Below are 19,414 nucleotides of genomic sequence, written 5' to 3'. Positions count from 1 at the left end.
AACAGTGTATGAATCGGGCCTATTGCTGCTCGCGGGCTTGAGGTTTCAGCTTGTCTGAAACCTGGCGTAGAACGTTAGGTCGAATTCTGTTGCACAGACAACCAGCCCCAAGGGGGCGAAATGTAGCAGCGCAGGGCAACGCCCTGGAAAAGCCGTAATCAAGAGAAATCACCAAGCCCCAGCGGGGCGCCAGAGAACCACGCCAGGAATGCTGCCCCTGCAGGGCTAAGTGCGACAGATCCCATCGGTTCCCAGGACGCTGCCCGTGGGCTATTACATGCGACCCCGTCGGGGTCAAGCTGGCCTTTTATCACGATGGGAGTATGTCATAAAGGCGCTCAAAGTCAGAATAGAATTCTGAAAGTTCCTGAACCACAAAGCACCCGCCTGCGCCGCGGAGCGTGCGGAGAACGCAGTGTTTTAACCTCAAGAGAGTCTTTCGCCGCGTTCCTGGCGTCTTTGCATGAAACGCTTTGCTTTCTTGGCACGGGCTGAACTCTGCAGAGAGGATCCGGCTTTGGCTTTTAGCCCATCCGGTCAATCGCGTCAATTTTATACAGAGCCGCCCGGCCGGAATTCGCAACAGGCGAAACATAGCGCGGCAACTTGCCGCAACCAAACCCGTCAACCGCGAATTAACGCTAATCAACGCGAATAAAAACAATTAGCGTGTATTCGCGTAAATTAGCGGTTTGTAAAAAACTTCGCGGTTGTGATAGTTTTGCCAGAGTAATACTATATCCCGATCAAGCCGGAGCCAAATCCGGCCGCCAAAAAACGAAGGCACCAAGTTCTTTTCTTGATGCCTTCGTGTCCTGGCGGTGAGCAGATTTTTGTTTGTCGCAGCGATTGAACTTCGAGGAAACCACTTCTGTGACTCAGTAATCCCAGCGCAGCCCGGCGGAGAAATTACGCACTTCGTTGATGTTGCGTTCGACTTGATAATAGTTGTAGCGCAGCAGATTGCGCACGGCCACATGGGCAGTGATATTGTTCCAGGAATACAGCATGCGCATGTCCAGTTGCCGCTTGGGCACGCGCTGATCGTCCTTGAAAATCTGCACCTGCTCGCGCAGCAGCCGCGAGGCAAAACTGTAGTCGGCTTCCAGCGCCCACCCGCCCAGCGTGAGCGATGGCGAAAGGTAACCCGTCACGCGCGGGCGATAACTCAGCAAGTCCCCCTCTTGAAACGTGACGGGAATCTTCGGATCCTTTTCCACCGCCGTGATGACGGGATTGGTCCAGGTCGCGTTCGCGTCCAGCCCCAGGCGATTCCGCCAAAAACGAAACCGGCTGGAAGCTTCGATGCCTTCGACCTTGGCTTGGGGGATGTTCACCAGGATCGCGTAGAAGTTGGCGCCTTCCGGCACAAACACCGGCTCGATCAAATCGGTGTAGCGGTTGGAGAAGGCGGTGACTTCGAGATTGACCACCTCTCCCAGCCGCTGGCGCACGCCGGCTTCCACGGAAAAAGAGCGCTCGGTGGCGATCTCCGCATTGGGGCGAAAGGGAATGGGAATGTTGAATTGCAGGAAACGCTCGCCCAACACCGGGATGCGAATGCCGCGGCCGAGCGAGGCATGAAAGACGGTGGCAGAAGTCAATTCGTAACTCGTGCCGAGCTGCGGACTCAGATATTGTTGCTCCAACCCGTCCGGCAGCGGATTGGCAATGTCGATGCGCTCGAAGCGATTCTTGATGGGATTGAAAACGGTTTTGGTGTAACGTTCCGGGCCGGGCAGCAAATAATACTGGTCGAACCGCACTCCCAGGTTGACCTTCCAGCCCGGCGTGGGTTGCCAGTCTTGTTGAAAATAGGGCGAAACGGTGTAGGCAAAGTGGCGGCCGATTTGCCGCTGCTCGGCGAAGTCGTATTTGTACTCGACGCCGAGCGCGAAGCTCACCGTGCTGTCGATCTGGCTGCGGATTTGGAAATCTGCGCCCGGGCCTTGCGCCGGCTCGAAATCGCCGGAGACGCGGAACTGGTTGCCGGTCAATTGCCGCACGAAGGAAGTGCGCAGCTTGAATTCCAGCCAGTCATTCACGCGCTGGCGCCACTGGCCGTAGAGCGTGTAAGCGTCCAGCTTCAGGCGAAACTCGGCAAAATCCTCGGGCCGGCCGCCGGTGGCGTTGGGCACGAGATAAGGATTGCCGAGATCCGACCACACGAACTCACCGCGCCGGTCGCGCGCATAGGCGCCGAACAGAGTGATCTCGGTATTGCTCGCGAATCCCCAGATCAATTTGCCGGTGGCGTTCCAGCGCTGGTAATGGCGGTTCTGCCGGTCGCCGGTGGACTCGGAACGGCCCGCGGAAAAACGAAACCCGAGCTTGCCGGCCTGGCGCGAATAGCTCACATCCTGGCGGTTGAAGCGCAGTGTGCGTTCGGTCCATTTCCACTCGGGATAGTAAGGCTCGTCATAAACGCCGGCGCTGGTGCGCAGGCTCAAGCGGCCTTGCGGCATCGGCGCTTTGGTGATCACGTTGATCACGCCGCCGAGCGCGAACGAGCCGTAGAGCGCGGACGACGGGCCTTTGATGACTTCCACGCGCTCGAAATCCGTGACCGGCAGGATGTCCCAATTCATGTTGCCGAAATCGCTGGGCAGGGCCGGCACGCCGTCGAGCAGAATCAAGACGCGGCTGCCCAAACCGCGGTTGTAGCCCGAGCTGTTGCGCACGTTGACGTTTTGCTCGACCAGGCTCACGCCGGGAATGCTCTCCAGCGCGCGGTCGAGGCGGGCGGCATCGCGGCGCAGCGCCGTCTCCCCGCTGAGCGCGCTGATGCTCACCACCGCCCGCTGAATCTCCTCCGGCTGGCGGCTGGCAGTGACCACCACTTCATTCATCTCGAGCACGCTGCCGTTGAGGGCAAACTCGACGCGCGCGACCGCATCCGCTTGCACCGTGACTTCCGCGCGCGCCAACTGGTAGCCGATCAAACTGGCGCGCAACACGTAGCCGCCCGGCGGCACGCGCCGGATGACGAAGGCACCGTTGGCATCCGCGCCCGCGCCTAGCAACGATCCCAGAATTTGCACACTGGTGCCCGGCAGCACTTCACCGGTTTGGGCATCCACCACTTTGCCGCGGATTTCGCCGGGATTCTGGCCGCGCAGCGCCGGCGCCGATCCCAGCAGCAGCACCAGCAGCATACCTTGTGGCCACCAGCCATTTTTCGACATTCGCATAAACCTCTTTCACGTTGGCGCGGCAAGAGGACGCGCCGTTGAGGAACTGTCAGGCGATTCAGCACATCATGCAGAGGAAATCTTGTCAACGAGTTGGGGCGGCTCCTGTGCCTGCACCAGCTCCCTGCCGGACGATCAAGCGATCAGAGCAAACGTGCGCGACGCAGCGCCCGCCGCCTCGTGCACCGCGAGCAGCGCCGCGCGCGGCGAGCGACCGCCTCAAGGACACGGCGGACAGACTTTGCAGTAATTGATGCCGGCCGGCAGCGTGGAGAATCTCACTTCGAAATCGATGTTGGTGACAACCGAATCATTCACCGCCTTCACCGGTTTGGGAATGAACTGGCCGTTGGTCTCGCCGCAGTGATAAAGCCCCACCGCGCGAATATCGAGAAACTGGCCTTTACCGTACCAAAACAGGGTGAGGAACTTGATCTCGCCCGCGTTCACCGCCAGCCGGTATTGCTCCTCGGGTTTGAACAAGCCCAGGGTAAAATTCAAGCCTTTGAGATTGCCGAGCACTGACGGCAGAAACGCCGGCCCGCCGGGCGGAATCACGCCGACGGCCGCCACTGCCACGGCTTGCGAGTTGGCGGGCCAGGGATCGGCGTAAGTGATCTTGCCGGTGATGATGGCATCGCGGCTGGCGAAATCCCAGTTGGCGAGAACGTTCACGCTGTCCGCCACCGGTTGGTCTTCCCGCACCACCACTTGCTTGAGCTCGAAAATCTTGGTGGGATCGAGGTGCACGCCCAGAATGTTCGCAATGTCCCACGATTGCCCGGACTTGCGCCAGAGCACGCCGGCCGCGGCATACACGCCGGGATCCGCGAACAACTCGTAGCGCAAGGTATCATCCCGGCCCGCGGGCTTGCTGCGATCGAAGACGAGCGGCGGGCTGTAGATGACTTCGGAGAGCAGATTTTCAGGCGGCAGTTTCTTCACCAGCACCACCACCACTTCCGCCACGTAAGCCGGCGGCGTCGGCCCGGTGAAGATGATGTCGCCGGTTACTTTGGTGCGCACCGGCTCGACGCCGTGATCCGAACCGCACCCCAGCAGCGCGAGCGCCAGCACCGCCCGCAGCCATCGTGCAGCCGGCAAGCGGCAAAACAGACGGCGGATACTTTTCAATTGAACGGTCATGAGAGTTTTGAACCTGAGCTTCTGTTTGATGCGAGATCCAAACTTGGTTGTTGGAGTTGTGAGATGAAGCGCCGGCGCAGCGGCCGGCGATGGCTTGCAGAATTTCTGATCGAGCATGATTGAGCCAGCATCCGTCCGAAATCGCAGCCCATTGACAAGAGTGCTCCCGCAACGGCTTGGCCGTTGCATTGCAGCGGTTTTCAATTGGATGAGCAGGTTTTCAGTCCCCGCCCCTTGTGGGTGGCTGTCAAAGCCAATAAATTCGTGGTTGCCACCGTACCCCACGAGGGGGCATGACTACGATTCCTGCGCACGCATTTGAAAAACGCTGGAATGAAGACAACAAATGATCCTCGCCAACCCGGAAGAGACTACTGCGGAAATCGCGCCGCCGCGATGCCGGGCAGCAGGCGCAGGGCATTCTTGTAGTAGATCTTCTTTAGCACCTCATCGGGCAGCTCCAGGCCATACAGCTTCCAAAAAGCATGGCGCTTGCGATAGTAGTCGAAATACTCGTCGGCGGTTTCGAGCACGCGAAAATAGACGTGGTACTCCTCCGGCGCCCAAATATCCTTGCCGAACATCACCCGATCTTGATACTTGATAAACCACTCGCGGGCGAAGCGCGGCTGGCGGCCGGGATCGTAGATGATGGCGCCGATCTCGGTGTAGAGATTGGGAATTTCATCGAGCAGCTTGCCGAGACGAGCCAGGTCACTGGCGAGCCAGCCCATGTGCGCGCTGATGAAAACGGTGCGCGGATGCCGGCGCATGAGATTGAAATGCTCGGCCATCACCTGCTCCCACGCAGGCTCACGGCCGTGGCGATAGCGCTCGGGAAACTGCTTGAGCTCCAGCCAGCGTTCGTTGAAACGATCGTGCGGCAGCCAAAACGCGGCGGGATCACCGGAATGAATCAACACCGGAATCTTCAGCTCGGCGCATTTTTCCCAAATGGGATCGAGGCGCGGATCATCCACCGGCACGCGCTTGCCACTGGTGTCGGTCACCTCCAATCCCAGACTCTTGTAGATTTTCAATCCGGCCGCGCCGTTGCGGACGTCTTGCGCCAGCTCTTTGACGGCTCGCTCGCTCCAGCCGGGGCTGCCGATGCCGGTGAAATCCACGTTGGTGAAAACCAGGAAGCGGCCGGGCGCCGTGCGGTTGGCGTTTTCCACGGCGGCCTTGAGATATTCGCCATCATGAATGCCGTAGGTGACCGAGCTGTCGGCATTCACGCTGCGTTTGAAACCGCGGCCGCTGAGATTAACCATCACCGCCAGGTTGAGCTTGTCCATCTCGGCCACCAGCGGCCGCAAATCCTGCGTCGGCATGTTGGCTTGATGATTGTGGATGTCGATGAATGGATACTTGGCCCGCGTGACCGGATGCGCCGGCACCACCAGCATCGCGGCCGGCTCATACTCTTCAAACGACATGGTTGGATCCTGGCCGCGCGCGGGCAGAAAACCCGCGGCCACCAACATGCCGGCGGCCACCAGCAGTGACCGCACAGCCGGCCGGGTCATCGTGTGAACCGTTTGTTTCATCGCCGATCGTTTCATGGCCTCACTGCCGCTTTGTTGCGAATCACTCCTCAAACCAAACCTCGCGCGAATGCCAATTGGTTGGTGTCCGTCTGAGAATGTTCCAGCCTCAGCTGGGCCGAGGATTTGGGAAACCCCGAGCGCTGGCGACCCTCTGAGGCGTTCGACGCAACGGCCAAGCCGTTGCAGGAACATCTTCTTCAAATGAACGCGATGCAGGGTGACCTCAAAATGCCATCTGCGCAACTCTGCGCCATCTGCGGCTCCCGCAAAATCTCAGCCCGGGGATCGCCGCCGAGGTTTCCAAAACCTCGAGCACCGGGGAGACTCTGAGGCGTGCGACGCAACGGCCAAGCCGTTGCAGGAACATCTTCTTCAAATGACCACGATGCAGGGTGACCACAAAATCCCATCTGCGGATCCCTCAAATTCCCAGTCCGAGAATCGCCGCCGAGGTTTCCAAAACCTCGAGCACCAGGGAGTCTCTGAGGCGTTCGACGCAACGGCCAAGCCGTTGCAGGAACATCTTCTTCAAATGACCGCGAGGCAGGGTGACCTCAAAATCCCATCTGCGAAACTCTGCGCCATCTGCGGCTCCCGCAAACTCTCAGCCCGGCGATCGCCTGCCGGCACTCAGCGCGCGGCCACGCTCTGCTCCAACAGGGCAATTTCTCCCTGGCGGGCAAAGTCGATGGCCTCACCCAGAATGCGGGCCACTTCCTGCGGCGCGTGAAAACCCATGGAGTTTTCCGCCGCGACAAAATCCAGACGCCATTGCGCTTTCCGCTGCAGCGCCTGCGCGCGTTGCAGGCTTGCTTCCGGCACGCCGGCCGCGCGCGCCTTCTGCAAGGCCGCAATCAGGGCCACCACCGCTTCCTCGGTGCGCGTCATCAGCGCCTTGGTGCGATCCTGAATCGCTTCCGCGCGCGCTTTGATTTCGGTCTCGGTAAAATGATGGCAGGTCTGGCAGGCGCTCGCCACATTGAGCAGCGGACTGCGCACGTGATGATCGCTGACCTTGATGGCGCCTTCGCGCTTGTAGGGCATGTGGCAATCGGCGCAGGCCACGCCGCTGGCCGCGTGAATGCCCTGGCTCCACATCTCGAACTCGGGATGCTGCGCCTTCAACACCGGCGCGCCGCTGGCGGCGTGCGTCCAGTCTTTGAATCCCATCTCGTCATAGTATTGCTCGATTTGCTCGACGCGGTTGCCCCTGTGCCAGGGATAAGTCAACAGCTTGCCTTCGCCCTTGAAATAGTATTCGACGTGGCACTGGCCGCACACGAACGAGCGCATTTCCTGACGCGTGGCGAGCAGGTTGGGATCGTAATCGCCCTTGCGGCCGTCCTGGCGCCAGCGCTCGATGCTGGGCAGATGGGGCACTGGCTGCTCGCTGGCCGCCAACGCGCGGATACCGTTGAGAAAGCCCGGTCGCGTCACGCGCAACTGCATGCTGGTGGGATCATGGCAATCACCGCAGGTAATCGGCGCGGTCACCATCTTGCGCGCCTCGGAATAGGGCATGCCGCAGACGATCTCGAAGCCCTTCATGATCTGTTCTGAACGGGTTGCCGCGCCCGCCTGCGCGCCGGCTTGCAGATAGGCGGGGATCACCGCGGAGTGGCAATGCAAACAGGCGCCGGGTTGCGGCACCGCCTTTACGCGCTCGGTCTCGTCCTGGTCCGACAGCATGTAGGCATGGCCGCGTTCCTCGCGGTAATCGAGGCCGAAAGCATAGCCCTTGAAGATTTCACGCCAGCGCGGATCCTCATCGAGTTTTTGGAAGGCTTCACTGCCGCCGTGGCGGGTGCGTTCGATGTCAACCGTGCGTTTGTAGCTGTCATACTGGCGCGGGTAGTTCTTGCCCCACACCGCCGGGTCGATGGTGTCTTCGTCGATTTCCACCACGCGAAAGATGTGCTGCTTGCCCTCTTCCTTGCGCTGCGCGATGTTCTCCATCAGCAGCATCACCGCCGCCGTGGCGAGCGCCACCACGCCGATCGCCAGGCCGTAAATCATGCGGCCGGGCTTGCGGGAAGCAGGTTGGGAAGATCCATTCATGTCAGTCACCTGGTTGATCATTGTGAGGGGCCGTGGCCCACGCGCTTATGGCATTGCACGCAATTGATTTCCTCGCCGTCGTGCGCTGCGCCGGCCACGACTTCACTGACGAATTCGCGGTGGCAATACAGGCAGTTCTGCTGCAGCACTGCCTGGCTGCGGCGGCGCAGGCGGATCGGCTCGTGGAAATCCTGCAGGGTGAAACCCTTTGCATGCCAAAAGCCGTTTTCCAGTTTGGTGAAGTACTTGGGAATGAAGGAATGCGGTACGTGGCAATCGTTGCAGGTGGCAAAGGCATGGTGGCTCGCCTTCTGCCAGCCGTCATATTGCTCACGCATGATGTGGCAATTCACACACGCGCGCGGATCATTGGAGAGATAAGAGGCACCGCGCGCATAGTAAAATGTATATCCGCCCATCCCCAACAGCAACCCCAGCAAGACACTCAACACCAGCAACGAGATGCGCAGTCGATTCATGAGGCCATTGTCGTTTCACGTCCACTCGGTTGTCTTTGCAGCGTCTTCGCTCGCGATGCACGCTCGCCCCGTGCGGCCGGTTGCGGTTTGCGACACGACAGCCCGGCCGGCAGAACGGCTTTTTTGCCGGCGAAATAGTAACAATTTGCCAACAATTGAGCAAATGATTTTCTTCGCGCACCGGCAAAAGTTCAACTTTGAGATTTCCTCCGACCAAGCTGTAATTCTTTCATCGTCACACAAACCTTCTGCTCACGGCGTGCACGCTGCCGGCCGCCGCCGCTCCCATTGCGCTGGATCGCCGGGAGAAAGCGCAAGTCATTGCGCAAGTTGATCCGCCGCCGCGACCGGCGAGCCGGTTGATTCGCACATGGGCAGGGCGGACGATGCGCGGCGCGGTTCGTTCTCCCGCCTGTTGCATTGGCATGAGAATTGACTTCGGCCACGGTTGGCATTCTCGACCGGCAGCGGCACTGTGCACGCCACCTGCTGTTGCCGGCCTTCGCTCTTTGTCATCGTGTGCGCGCCCACCGCCGCAGCGGAAACCGTTGCCTCCTTTACCGGCAGCCGCCCCGGCGCTTGCCGCATCATCTACAGGACGTGAAAGACCTCAACCTCGAGAAAGGGTGAAAGACATGGATCGTGAACTTCACCGCAGGCACTGGAACGTTTTGTTCCTCCTCATTGCATTTCATTACAGCGCATTCACGCAATCACTGCAACATGGCGAAGGGGATCAGGACTTGCCGGCGGGAGCGGATTTCTCCGGCCCCAGCAGCATCAGCAGCGGCCTTCCTTCTGCCGGCCTGGCAAGCACCGGCATTTGGACGAACAGCGCCGAGCTCAAGCTGCTGCCGATGCAAGGCCCGGCATGGAAAAATCTCAAATACATTGCGAACCAGCCGGCCGGCACGCCGGATCTGTCGAATCAAGATGATCCGGTGAACGTGAAAATCATGGCCAAGGCCCTGGTCTATGCCCGCACCGGCGAAACGCGCTTGCGCGCCGAAGTGATCGCGGGCTGCATGGCGGCCATTGGCACGGAAAAAGGCGGCCGCACGCTTGCGCTCGGCCGCGAGCTGGCCGCTTACGTGATTGCAGCGGATTTGGTCAAACTCCCGGCCGCCGAAGACCAACGCTTCCGCGCCTGGCTGGTGGAGACGCTGGCCGAGAATCTCTCCGGCAAGACGCTGCGTTCCACCCACGAAGAACGGCCCAACAACTGGGGCACGCATGCCGGTGCCAGCCGTGCGGCGGTGGCGGTCTATCTCGGTGATCAAGCCGAACTGCAGCGTTGCGCGCAAGTCTTCAAAGGCTGGCTGGGCGACCGGAATGCTTATGCCGGATTCAGCTTTGGTGACCTCTCCTGGCAGGCGGATCCCAGTCGGCCGGTGGGCATCAATCCCAAGGGCGCACGCAAAGACGGCAAACCCGTGGATGGCGTGCTGCCCGATGATCAACGCCGCGGCGGGGATTTTTGCTGGCCGCCGCCGCAGGAGAACTATGTGTATGAAGCCTTGCAAGGCGCGCTGGTGCAGGCCGTGATTCTGCATCGCGCCGGCTACGAGGTGTGGAATTGGCAAGACCAGGCCCTGCTGCGCGCGTATCAATGGCTGCATCAACAGGCCGATTTTGCCGCCACCGGTGATGACAACTGGCAGCCGCATGTGATCAATTACTATTACGGCACGCACTTCCCTGCGCCCACGCCCGCCAATCCCGGCAAGAATGTGGGCTGGACCGACTGGACGCACGGCAGCGCGGCGCAGTCACCCACAGCCATAGAAGAACGCAGCGTGTTACCGCCCCGCGGTTTCGTGCTCGAACAAAATTATCCCAATCCTTTCACCGCAACCGTGGGCGCAACTCAAATCAACTATGAAGTGGACGCGGCCACCACGGTCTCCGTGGCGATTTTCAATGTCATGGGACAACACCTGCGCACTTTGTTCAATGGGGAGGCACAACCGGGCCGGCACACGGTCTCGTGGGACGGCCGCGGCAAAGATGGCTCGGCCGTGCCAAACGGGCTTTATGTCTATCGCCTGCATGCCGGCAACCAGACCATTGCCAAAACGCTGATGCTCGCACGCTGAGGCGGCCGTTTGAGCAATGCCGTCCATTTCGGGCTACCTGCGATAGATTTCAGAAGTCAGACTTTTCTTTGCAGGCCTTTGCGGCTTTGCGTGCGTTTTTGTCTGCTTTGGTTCCGGCTCGTTCGGCTGGTGCAGCTCTCACGGTTTCATTTCAAGTTTGGCAGGCCAATCGTGCGACCCCTCTGCGCATCCGAGTGACATGGGTTGTAATCTTGTTGGTTCTCTGCCGCAAGGCTGCCGCTGTTGTTTTGATTGACCGTCCCCAAAATCTCAGCAGGAGTACATCAAAGCGGTGAATGCTCACGCGCAGTTTTTGCGAGGCCTGGTTTGTGGTTGCCTGGCGCTGATGAGCAATCCGGCCGGGCTGCCTGCGCAATCGACCGGCATTTGGATCAGCGCCGCCGAGCTGGCGCCACTGCCCACTGCCGGCCCGGCGTGGGAAAACCTCAAAGCCGCTGCGGAGGTGGAAAGCGGCCGGCCGAATCTCGCGGATCAAAACGACCGCACCAACGTCTGCGTGCTGGCCAAGGCCCTGGTCTATGCCCGCACGCAGGAGGAACGCCATCGCCAGGAGGTGATCGCTGCCTGCCGGCAAATCATGGGCAGCGAAGAGGGCGGCCGCGTGCTGGCGCTCGGCCGCGAGTTGGCGGCTTACGTCATTGCGGCGGATCTTGTCACGCTGCCTTCCAACGATGATCACAACTTTCGCGGCTGGCTGCGCAATTTGCTCGACCGCCGGCTCGCCGGCCAGTCGCTGCGTTCCTGCCATGAAACCCGGCCCAACAATTGGGGTACGCATGCCGGCGCCAGCCGCGCCGCCATTGCTGCCTACCTGGGCGATCGCGCCGAGCTGGACCGCGTGGCGCAAGTCTTCAAAGGCTGGCTCGGTGATCGCAGCGCGTATGCCGGCTTCACTTTTGGTGATCTCTCCTGGCAGGCTGATACCGCCCATCCGGTGGCAATCAATCCCAAAGGCGCGCTGAAAAACGGCAGGAACATCGACGGCGTGCTGCCGGATGATCAACGCCGCGGCGGACCGTTTCGCTGGCCGCCGCCGCAGGAGAACTACGTGTATGAGGCCTTGCAAGGCGCGTTGGTGCAGGCAGTGATCTTGCATCGCGCCGGCTATCCGGTGTGGGAGTGGCAGGACCAGGCTCTGCTGCGCGCCTTTGTCTGGCTGCACGCGCAGGCCAATTTCCCCGCGACCGGCGATGACAGTTGGCAGACGCATTTGATCAATCATTTCTATCACACCGATTTTCCCGCGCCTGTGCCCTCCCGGCCGGGCAAAAACGCCGGCTGGACTGACTGGACGCATCCCCGCCAATAGCGGCCTCCTCGTGCACGCAACTATCGCGCAACCAACAACCTGCGAACCAGAGGGTGAATTCACATCGACGCTATCCCACCACCTTCAACCAGCCCTACCAATTCCAAAGAGGCTATACTGCGCAGGCAGCAGAAAAAACAACTCCGTCACGCCGATACCGTTGCTGCGCCGAAGCGACCACGCCACACCATCAAACCGCCGGAGTTCCCCACTCGAGGTGATGACCGGAATTTCCGCTAAAACCCGCATTGTGGGTAAATATGAACCGAAAAGAAAGAAATGTTAAAGATTTCGCTAAGATCATTCCGGTTCGGACACCATGAGCTACTTTGAAAGGGATTTCAAACAGATGCTGCACATGCGCATTCCAGGAGAAGTGGAAGGATGCCGGTGGGGCGGGCACCATAGAGTCTGGGCGCCCATTCTCCTGCTTGCACTGGCGCTCAGCGAGCTCTCGCTTACGGGATGCGCCAGCACTCCCTCCACCCGAGTTGCGGCCAGCCCCGGTTTGCGTTCCTCTGCCACCCTGCCGGCCTACCGCGACCGTGTCGCCATTACGGGCGTCGCGAGCGCGCCCCCGGAGTATCGCATCAACATTCTCGACGAGCTCGAAATCAAGACCCGCTATCACGAGCGGCTGAATGAAATCGCCAAAGTCCGGCCGGATGGTCGCATCACGCTGGAAGCAGTCGGCGACCTCTATGTCGTGGGCCGCACGCCTTCGCAAGTGGACAGCCTGATTACCGCCGCCTATGCCGAGATCGTGCATGCGCCGGAGGTGACGGTTTATGTGCGCAATTTCGCAGGGCTGGCGGTCTATGTGCTGGGTGAAGTCGACAAGCCCGGCCAGCTCGAACTGCTGCCGAACATGACCGTGTTGCAGGCACTGGCTGCGGCCGGCGGCCCGATTCGCGGCGCCAAAATGAACAGTGTGATTGTATTGCGGCCCGATCAGGCGGGTGAACTCACCGGCGTGCGCGTCGATCTGGCGCGGCCGGCGCTCGCGGCGGCCGCGCATCAGGACTTGTATCTGCAGCCGCAGGATGTGGTTTATGTTCCCAAGACGTTCATCGCCAACGTCAACGAGTTTCTCACCCAGGTGTATGACGGCCTGTTTCCACCTTTCGACATCTACCTGAGGGCCTTGCGCGAATACAACCGCCCCCGTTGAGCGGCGCGGGTGACAAAGCAGGAAGCTTTTTTTGAGATGGAGATCAGATGACACTCGGCAGCAACAACTCTCTCGAACCACGACGCCCCGAGATGGCGATCGCTGACGCCTCCGCCCTGGCCGCCGCGCCGCCGCCACCCGGCGTGTCGCTGCGCGACTTGGGTCTGATGATTTACCGCCGCCGCAAGCTGGCGCTGCTCGTCTTTGCCGGCATTTTTCTGACCGTGGGCGCGGTGACCATGATGATGCCCTCCGTGTATGTGGCGCGCGCGCAAGTCATGCTCAAAAAAGAACGCGCCAGCACCATCATCTCAGCCAATGAAGCCACCGACACCGACACGCGGCCGACGATCTCCGAAAACATCCTCAACTCCGAAATCGAGATTCTGAAGAGCGCCACGCTGCTCCGCAGTGTGGTCAACACCAACGGCTTGTACAAACGCCTGGTCAAACCGGAGGCGGTCGCCATTTTGGACAGCGCCCTGGTGGTGGAAATCGCGGTGGCCACGTTTGCCAAGGCGCTGGAGTGCCAGGCCGTGCCCAAGTCGAACATCATCGAGATCAGCTACGAATCCGAAGACCCGCGCCTGGCGGCGCAACTGGTCAATGAACTGTGCCGCCGGTATGTGGACCGTCATCTCGAAGTGCACGAAAGCCGCGGCGTCTATTCCTTCTTTCTGCATCAGGCACAGGCCTTGCGTGATACGCTGCAGGTGGTCGCCGCTCAACTCCGGCAATTTGAAATCGAAAACAATCTGATTGCGCCGGACAAACAGCGCGAGCTGTTGCTGCAGAAGATCGCGGAATATGAAGGCCAGCGCAATGCCGCGCGTGCCGGCGCCCAGGCCGCCGACCGCCAGGTTGGTTTTCTCGAACAACAACTGGCGAACGAGCCGGAGCGCATTCACACGCGCAAGCAGCGCGCTTCCGCCAGCGTGCTGGAAGCGATGAAGCGCGAGCTGGCCGAACTGCAGGTCAAATATGACTTGCTGCGCCAGGAGGAAACGCGCAGCCGGGCTGCTGCCGCGCCCAACAGCCGGATGACGCGCAGCCTGCAGGCGCGCATTGCCCAGCTCGAAGAGGCGATTCAGGCCGAGCAGCGCGCCGAACAGCCGACCGCGGTCGCGGACATCAGCAATACCGTCCTGCAACTCTCCAGCGATTTGACGCGGGCGCGCATGAGTCTCGTCGGCTATCGCGCCCAGGAGGAAGAACTGCAAAAGGCCATCGACCAGCAGAAAGCCCTGCTTGCCGGCCTGGAGCGCGCGACCCTCACTCACGAGGCTCTGCTGCGCCAGTTGCACCTGCACGAGAACAATTATCTGCTGTATGCCAAGAAACAGGAAGAGGCACGCATCTCGGAAGCGCTCGACCGCGAGAAGGTGGCCAACGTCAGCATCATCGACCCGGCGAGTGTGCCGCTCACCGCGGTGCGGCCGAACCGGAAAATGAACCTGGCGCTCGGGCTGGCTCTGGGTGTACTGGTCGGTTTGGGCGCAGGGCTGGCTGCGGGTTATTTCGACAGCTTGATACGCAACCGCGGCGACCTCGAGCGTCAGCTCAATGTGCCGGTGCTGGTGACCATCCCCGAGGGGGACTGGCCGCTCAATCTGCTGGCGGAGGAGAATTATGATCCCCGCGCGGAGGCGTCGCAGCGAACCTAACATGGAGTCAGCCCTCACCTTGCCATCATACAACTACAGAAATTCAGAGGCCTCGCCGGCCGGCGACCTGCAAGGGATTTCGCTGCCCGAGGCGGAAGCGGGAATCGTCTCCCCATCCAGCGGCCGCTTGCTGCCGGCGTTGAGCAAAGAACAGCTCAAGCTGCGCAACGCGCTGTTGCTGGCGCGCGAACAGCGCGGTATTCGCTCGGTGCTGCTCACCGGCGCGGACGAAGGCACGGGCGTCACCGCGGTCGCGGTCAGCCTGGCGCTGGGTTTGAGCCTCGATCCCCAAAAAGAGATTTTGCTGGTGGACGCCAATGTGCAGCGTCCGCAATTGCACCGCATTTTCCCGCTCAAGATGAGCGAGGGATTGAAGACCACAGCCAGCGAGGGCGGAAGTTACCTCGAGATGGCGGTGGTTGCCGGACTGCCCAACCTGCATGTCATGCCGGCCATCGGCGGCGTGTACGGCACACCTTTCGAAGCGCGGCGCTTTGCCGCCGTGGCTGCGGCCCTGCATGAGACCTTTGATTTTGTCATTCTCGACGCCCCGGCGTTTGGCACCACGCCCGAGGTGGCAATGCTGAGCGCCTACGTCCAAAGCGTGATCATCGTGGCCGAGGCCGAGCGCACCCGCGTGCCGGAAGTCCGGGAGATCGTTCGCGAGCTGAGCCGCGTCAAAGCCACCCTCCTGGGCGTCGTGCTCAATCGCGAACGGGAGCAGTTACCTGCCTTGATTCGCAAGTGGCTTTGAGGCCACGACGCCTTCCCCGCACACGGTGTTCAGCAATTTCACCGCGGGACTCGTCAGGCCCGGGGCGGGGTATTGTGTTATTGCCGGCAGCAGAACACCTCACCGCCGGCACGGCGGGCTAAAGTGCGTTGCTGCTGGCTGCGGCTGAACAACGCCGTGCCGGCCACCTCAATTTCGCGGTCACAGGGTTGACAGCAGCACGCACAACCACGATTCCGGTTCAGGTCACCCGAGGCTATTTTTCGCGCCCAGTTCATGACAGCGAGCATGCGACATTCTATCGAATTGCTTCAGACCGCACGCCAATCCGCAGGCAACGACTTCATTTTGGAGCCGTGGCTGCTGGTGATCATCCTGGCGTGTCTGACCTCGTTTTTGTTGGGCCTGCTGTGGCAGCGGCACCGCAACGGTGCCAGGACCGCCAAGAGTTTGCAGGCCGGCTGGCATCGTGCGATTCTGCCGTACGGCAAATCACTCACCCGCATGATCGCGGAGTTGGAACGCGCGCGGCGCTATCATCGCACGCTCACCCTCACCGTGCTGGTGGTGGATTATGAGGTGAACAAGCCCAAGCGGCGCGGCCTGCCAACCGTGTTGGGCGATGCCGGCCTGGCGTCGCAGTTGCTGCTCTCCCTGGTCAGCTCTTTGCTGCGGGAGAATATGCGGAGCAGCGACCTCGTGACCTACAATGCCACCGATGATCGTTATATCATCCTGTCACCGGAATCATCGCTGGCCAGCGCCGAGCAGGCGGTGGCACGTCTGCAACGCCTCATTTCGAATCGCACCAAAATCACGATGCGTTTTGGGGTCGCCGAGTTTCCGGCGGACGGCCTGATCCTGCCGGACCTCGTCGCCCGCGCCCATGCCCGCAGCCAACGGAAGGCTGCGGAACATCCACCTCAAATAGACGCTGCCAAAACCAACCAAGGGGTGCAGCGCACGGAACCCCTGGTGTCATCTCTGAAATAACATCACGACGACTCACCCGGGCTGCGCGGACGCGCAGCGAGCCTCAGGAGGTGGCGGTTCCATGCAAGGTGCCTATTTCATCGGAGAAACATTGCCCGCCAGCGCGGCGATTGCCGCGGCGCAGGTGGAAAAACCCTGGTATCTGCGCGGCGAAGTGCGCAACAAAGTGCCGGGCAGCAATAAAACGTATCAACTCGTCAAACGCGGTATCGATTTGATCATCAGCCTGGCGGCGTTGCCGGTGGCGTTGCTGTTGCTCGGCCTGTGCGCCCTCGCCATTCGCATCGACTCGCCCGGGCCGGTGTTCTTCTTTCAATACCGCACCGGCCGCGGCGGCCGGCGCTTCAAAATGTACAAGCTGCGCACGATGGTGGAAAACGCCGAGCAGCTCAAGGAAAAATATCTCCATCTCAATCTGCTCACCTGGCCGGACTTCAAGATCGCCGATGATCCGCGCATCACGCGCGTCGGCAAGTTCCTGCGTAAAACCAGCCTGGATGAGCTGCCGCAGATCTTCAACGTTCTGCACGGCGAAATGAGCATCGTTGGGCCGCGCCCCACTTCCTTCAGCGCCTCCACTTACAGCCTGTGGCATACGGCGCGGCTGGAGCTGAAACCCGGCCTCACCGGATTGTGGCAGGTCTGCGGCCGCAATGAAATCGATTTCGACGAGCGCTGCCGCCTCGACATCGCCTACATGCGCTACCAGTCCTTCTGGCTGGATTTGCGGATCATGTTCCGCACCGTCTCGGTCTTGTTCACCGGCCGGGGAGCCAACTGAGATGGCGGCCATTCTGGTGACGGTCTTCTGGCTCGCGCTCGCGGTGCTGTTCTATGCCTACGCCGGCTTCACGCTGCTGGTGATGGCATGGGCGCGCTTGCAGCGGCGGCGCGTGCTGCAGGCGCCCATCACCCCGCGGCTGAGCCTGATCATTCCAGTGTGGAACGAGGAGAAAACCATTGCCGGCCGGCTGGATAATGCCCTCGCCCTGGACTATCCCAAATCCGCGCTCGAAATCATCGTGGCTTCGGACGGCTCGGACGACGGCACCGAGGCCATGGTCGCGCGTTATGTCGGGCAGGGAGTGCGGCTGCTGGCGCTGCCGCGGCGGGGCAAGCTGCATGCGATCCGGGAAGCCGTGGCCTGCGCCACCGGCGAGCTGCTGGTCTTCTCCGACGCGAATTCCATGTACCAAACCGAGGCGCTGCGCAAGCTGGCGCGCAACTTCGCCGATCCGCAAGTAGGCGGCGTGTGCGGCAATCAAATCTATCTCAAGGCCGGCCGGCACGCGGACACCACCAATCAGGGCGAGCATCTCTATTGGTCTTTTGACAAGTGGCTCAAGCAACAGGAGAGCCTCACCGGCAGCATCGTTTCCGCGCACGGCGCGATCTACGCGATCCGGCGCACGCTGTACCGCCATCCGGCGAGTGCAGCCGTGACCGATGACTTCGCCATTTCCACCGCGGTGATCGAACAGGGCTATCGCCTGGTGTTCGAGCGCGAAGCCGTTGCCTATGAGGAGCCGGCGCCGGCAGCAGCGCGGGAATTCAGCCGCAAGGTTCGCATCATGACGCGCGGTCTGCGCGGCGTGCTGTTGCGCCGCAAGCTGCTCAATCCCCTGCGCCATGGTTTCTATGCCGTCACCCTGTTTTCGCACAAAGTGGTGCGACGCCTGGTACCTGTTTTTCTTTTGCTGTTGTTTGGTGCCAGTCTGGCGCTGGCCACGCACCATGATTTCTACGCGGCCGCGGCAATGGGGCAGGCACTGTTTTATGCGCTCGCCGGCCTGGGCTATGGCTTGCGGCAACGGCGCAGCGGCCGGCTGAAATTGTTCTATATCCCCTTCTTCTATTGCCTCGCCAATGCCGCCGCGTTGGTGGCGCTGGCCAAAGTGCTGCGCGGCGACCGCATCGAACGCTGGCAGCCGCAACGCCAGATCGCCACCTCCGACGTGCAGATAACCTGAGCGGCGCGGCGCTCAAGCTCGAATACATTGATCTCATCCTTGGAGAACCTCCCGGCATGAAAATTCTGATTGTCAGTTCAATTGATCCCGAAGCCATTGACCGGTTGCGACAGCGCCACGCGGTGGAGTGCGCTTTCAATCCTCCGCCGGCGCTGCTGCGCGAAAAAATCAAGGATTGCGCGGTGATCATCTGCCGCAGCGGCGTCGAGCTTGATGCCGCGGCCCTGTCGTGCGCCCCGCGGCTGGGCTTGATCGTGCGCGCCGGCTCCGGATTCGACAATCTCGACCTCGAATACATTCGCACCCACAACCTCAGAATGGTGCGCATTCCCGGTCCCGGCGCACAAGCAGTCGCGGAAATGACCTTTGCCCTGCTGCTCGGACTGGCGCGCCGCGTGGTCGAAGCCGACCGGTTGTGGCGCCAGGGCCGATGGGTGAAGAATGAAATGATCGGCAATTTGTTGACCGGCAAAACCCTCGGCATTGTCGGTTGCGGCAACATCGGCACGCGGGTGGGACAGTTGGGCGTGGCCTGGGGCATGCAAGTACTCGGTTGCGTGGACTCCTCCTCCGCCAAGGAATCCGAACGCCTGCGGGAAAAAGGCATCACGCTCACCAATTTTGCGGAGGTACTTCGTGCCGCGGATTATCTAACCGTGCACGTACCGCTGCAGAATTCCACCCGCTACTTGATCAACGCGGCGGCGCTGGCGGCCATGAAGCCCACCGCCTATCTGGTCAACATGGCGCGCGGCGGCGTGGTGGAGGAAGCGGCATTGCTCGCGGCGCTGCAGCACAAGCGCCTGGCCGGCGCGGCGCTGGACGTCCACGAGCAGGAAGGCGAAGGCAAAATTTCGCCGCTGGCCGCTTTGTCGAATGTGATTCTCACGCCGCACCTCGGCGCGATGGCCGCGGATGCGCAGCGCGAGATCGGCCGCATTGCCGTTCAACACATTGAAGCCTTTGAAGCAGAATACCACCGCCGGTAGGCGAGCCATTCAACCTCTGAGAGATTATCAACCAGGATCGACAA

Annotated in this window: 14 protein-coding genes and 2 pseudogenes; 9 read left to right on the top strand and 7 right to left on the bottom strand. The window is 61.0% G+C overall.

The features are described from left to right. Window positions 1-878: 878 nt before the first annotated feature. The 7 genes and pseudogenes from L6R21_25310 to nrfH all read right to left on the bottom strand — a co-directional run bounded on the left by L6R21_25310 (window position 879) and on the right by nrfH (window position 8,424). Window positions 879-2,465 carry a TonB-dependent receptor gene (locus tag L6R21_25310; GenBank protein ID MCK6562531.1) on the bottom strand — a complete coding sequence of 529 codons (1,587 nt, stop codon included), beginning with the start codon at window positions 2,463-2,465 and terminating at the stop codon, window positions 879-881. Window positions 2,466-2,471: 6 nt separating this feature from the next. Further along, window positions 2,472-2,555: pseudogene (locus L6R21_25305) on the bottom strand (TonB-dependent receptor plug domain-containing protein). Further along, window positions 2,550-3,155, bottom strand: a pseudogene (locus tag L6R21_25300) (carboxypeptidase-like regulatory domain-containing protein). Before L6R21_25300 ends, L6R21_25305 begins: the two co-directional pseudogenes overlap by 6 nt. Window positions 3,156-3,410: 255 nt before the next feature. Further along, the gene (locus L6R21_25295; GenBank protein MCK6562530.1) at window positions 3,411-4,337 is read right to left on the bottom strand and encodes a hypothetical protein; all 927 of its coding nucleotides are present in this window, start codon (window positions 4,335-4,337) and stop codon (window positions 3,411-3,413) included. Window positions 4,338-4,708: 371 nt separating this feature from the next. Further along, on the bottom strand, window positions 4,709-5,887 hold the full coding sequence (locus tag L6R21_25290; protein ID MCK6562529.1) for an amidohydrolase: 1,179 nt from the start codon (window positions 5,885-5,887) through the stop codon (window positions 4,709-4,711). A gap of 630 nt (window positions 5,888-6,517) precedes the next feature. Then, window positions 6,518-7,945 (bottom strand): ammonia-forming cytochrome c nitrite reductase subunit c552, encoded by a 1,428-nt coding sequence (locus L6R21_25285; GenBank protein ID MCK6562528.1) that lies wholly within the window; start codon window positions 7,943-7,945, stop codon window positions 6,518-6,520. 17 nt (window positions 7,946-7,962) lie between these two features. Next, window positions 7,963-8,424: a cytochrome c nitrite reductase small subunit gene (nrfH, locus tag L6R21_25280; protein ID MCK6562527.1), complete on the bottom strand. Its 462-nt coding sequence runs from the start codon at window positions 8,422-8,424 to the stop codon at window positions 7,963-7,965. Between the two features lie 635 nt (window positions 8,425-9,059). Here nrfH and L6R21_25275 point away from each other — a divergent pair. The 9 genes from L6R21_25275 to L6R21_25235 all read left to right on the top strand — a co-directional run bounded on the left by L6R21_25275 (window position 9,060) and on the right by L6R21_25235 (window position 19,370). Beyond that, complete coding sequence (locus L6R21_25275; protein ID MCK6562526.1) at window positions 9,060-10,520, top strand: alginate lyase family protein; 1,461 nt, start codon at window positions 9,060-9,062, stop codon at window positions 10,518-10,520. Between the two features lie 346 nt (window positions 10,521-10,866). Further along, window positions 10,867-11,850 carry an alginate lyase family protein gene (locus L6R21_25270; protein MCK6562525.1) on the top strand — a complete coding sequence of 328 codons (984 nt, stop codon included), beginning with the start codon at window positions 10,867-10,869 and terminating at the stop codon, window positions 11,848-11,850. A gap of 319 nt (window positions 11,851-12,169) precedes the next feature. Then, window positions 12,170-13,021 (top strand): polysaccharide export protein, encoded by an 852-nt coding sequence (locus tag L6R21_25265; protein ID MCK6562524.1) that lies wholly within the window; start codon window positions 12,170-12,172, stop codon window positions 13,019-13,021. Window positions 13,022-13,068: 47 nt separating this feature from the next. Further along, window positions 13,069-14,685 (top strand): hypothetical protein, encoded by a 1,617-nt coding sequence (locus L6R21_25260; GenBank protein ID MCK6562523.1) that lies wholly within the window; start codon window positions 13,069-13,071, stop codon window positions 14,683-14,685. A gap of 1 nt (window position 14,686) precedes the next feature. Then, window positions 14,687-15,439, top strand: coding sequence for a CpsD/CapB family tyrosine-protein kinase (locus L6R21_25255; protein MCK6562522.1), 753 nt, complete (start codon window positions 14,687-14,689; stop codon window positions 15,437-15,439). Window positions 15,440-15,706: 267 nt separating this feature from the next. Further along, window positions 15,707-16,411: a hypothetical protein gene (locus tag L6R21_25250; GenBank protein ID MCK6562521.1), complete on the top strand. Its 705-nt coding sequence runs from the start codon at window positions 15,707-15,709 to the stop codon at window positions 16,409-16,411. 61 nt (window positions 16,412-16,472) lie between these two features. Further along, complete coding sequence (locus L6R21_25245; protein MCK6562520.1) at window positions 16,473-17,192, top strand: sugar transferase; 720 nt, start codon at window positions 16,473-16,475, stop codon at window positions 17,190-17,192. Between the two features lies 1 nt (window position 17,193). Continuing rightward, entirely contained in the window at window positions 17,194-18,381 is a 1,188-nt protein-coding gene (locus tag L6R21_25240; protein MCK6562519.1) for a glycosyltransferase family 2 protein, read from the top strand. Between the two features lie 56 nt (window positions 18,382-18,437). Next, the gene (locus tag L6R21_25235) at window positions 18,438-19,370 is read left to right on the top strand and encodes a hydroxyacid dehydrogenase (protein ID MCK6562518.1); all 933 of its coding nucleotides are present in this window, start codon (window positions 18,438-18,440) and stop codon (window positions 19,368-19,370) included. Window positions 19,371-19,414: the final 44 nt, after the last annotated feature.

Source organism: bacterium (genome assembly GCA_023150945.1).
Lineage (GTDB): Bacteria > Zhuqueibacterota > Zhuqueibacteria > Zhuqueibacterales > Zhuqueibacteraceae > Coneutiohabitans.
The sequence above is the reverse complement of the archived record's forward strand: the minus strand, read 5'-3'. Positions and strand labels throughout refer to the sequence as shown.

Bases quoted from the DNA above. Each gene is read 5' to 3' on its own strand.
- L6R21_25310 (MCK6562531.1), bottom strand. From the start codon at position 2,465: ATGCCGCAAGGCCGCTTGAGCCTGCGCACCAGCGCCGGCGTTTATGAC.
- L6R21_25295 (MCK6562530.1), bottom strand. From the start codon at position 4,337: ATGACCGTTCAATTGAAAAGTATCCGCCGTCTGTTTTGCCGCTTGCCG.
- L6R21_25290 (MCK6562529.1), bottom strand. From the start codon at position 5,887: ATGAAACAAACGGTTCACACGATGACCCGGCCGGCTGTGCGGTCACTG.
- L6R21_25285 (MCK6562528.1), bottom strand. From the start codon at position 7,945: ATGAATGGATCTTCCCAACCTGCTTCCCGCAAGCCCGGCCGCATGATT.
- nrfH (MCK6562527.1), bottom strand. From the start codon at position 8,424: ATGAATCGACTGCGCATCTCGTTGCTGGTGTTGAGTGTCTTGCTGGGG.
- L6R21_25275 (MCK6562526.1), top strand. From the start codon at position 9,060: ATGGATCGTGAACTTCACCGCAGGCACTGGAACGTTTTGTTCCTCCTC.
- L6R21_25270 (MCK6562525.1), top strand. From the start codon at position 10,867: ATGAGCAATCCGGCCGGGCTGCCTGCGCAATCGACCGGCATTTGGATC.
- L6R21_25265 (MCK6562524.1), top strand. From the start codon at position 12,170: ATGAGCTACTTTGAAAGGGATTTCAAACAGATGCTGCACATGCGCATT.
- L6R21_25260 (MCK6562523.1), top strand. From the start codon at position 13,069: ATGACACTCGGCAGCAACAACTCTCTCGAACCACGACGCCCCGAGATG.
- L6R21_25255 (MCK6562522.1), top strand. From the start codon at position 14,687: ATGGAGTCAGCCCTCACCTTGCCATCATACAACTACAGAAATTCAGAG.
- L6R21_25250 (MCK6562521.1), top strand. From the start codon at position 15,707: ATGCGACATTCTATCGAATTGCTTCAGACCGCACGCCAATCCGCAGGC.
- L6R21_25245 (MCK6562520.1), top strand. From the start codon at position 16,473: ATGCAAGGTGCCTATTTCATCGGAGAAACATTGCCCGCCAGCGCGGCG.
- L6R21_25240 (MCK6562519.1), top strand. From the start codon at position 17,194: ATGGCGGCCATTCTGGTGACGGTCTTCTGGCTCGCGCTCGCGGTGCTG.
- L6R21_25235 (MCK6562518.1), top strand. From the start codon at position 18,438: ATGAAAATTCTGATTGTCAGTTCAATTGATCCCGAAGCCATTGACCGG.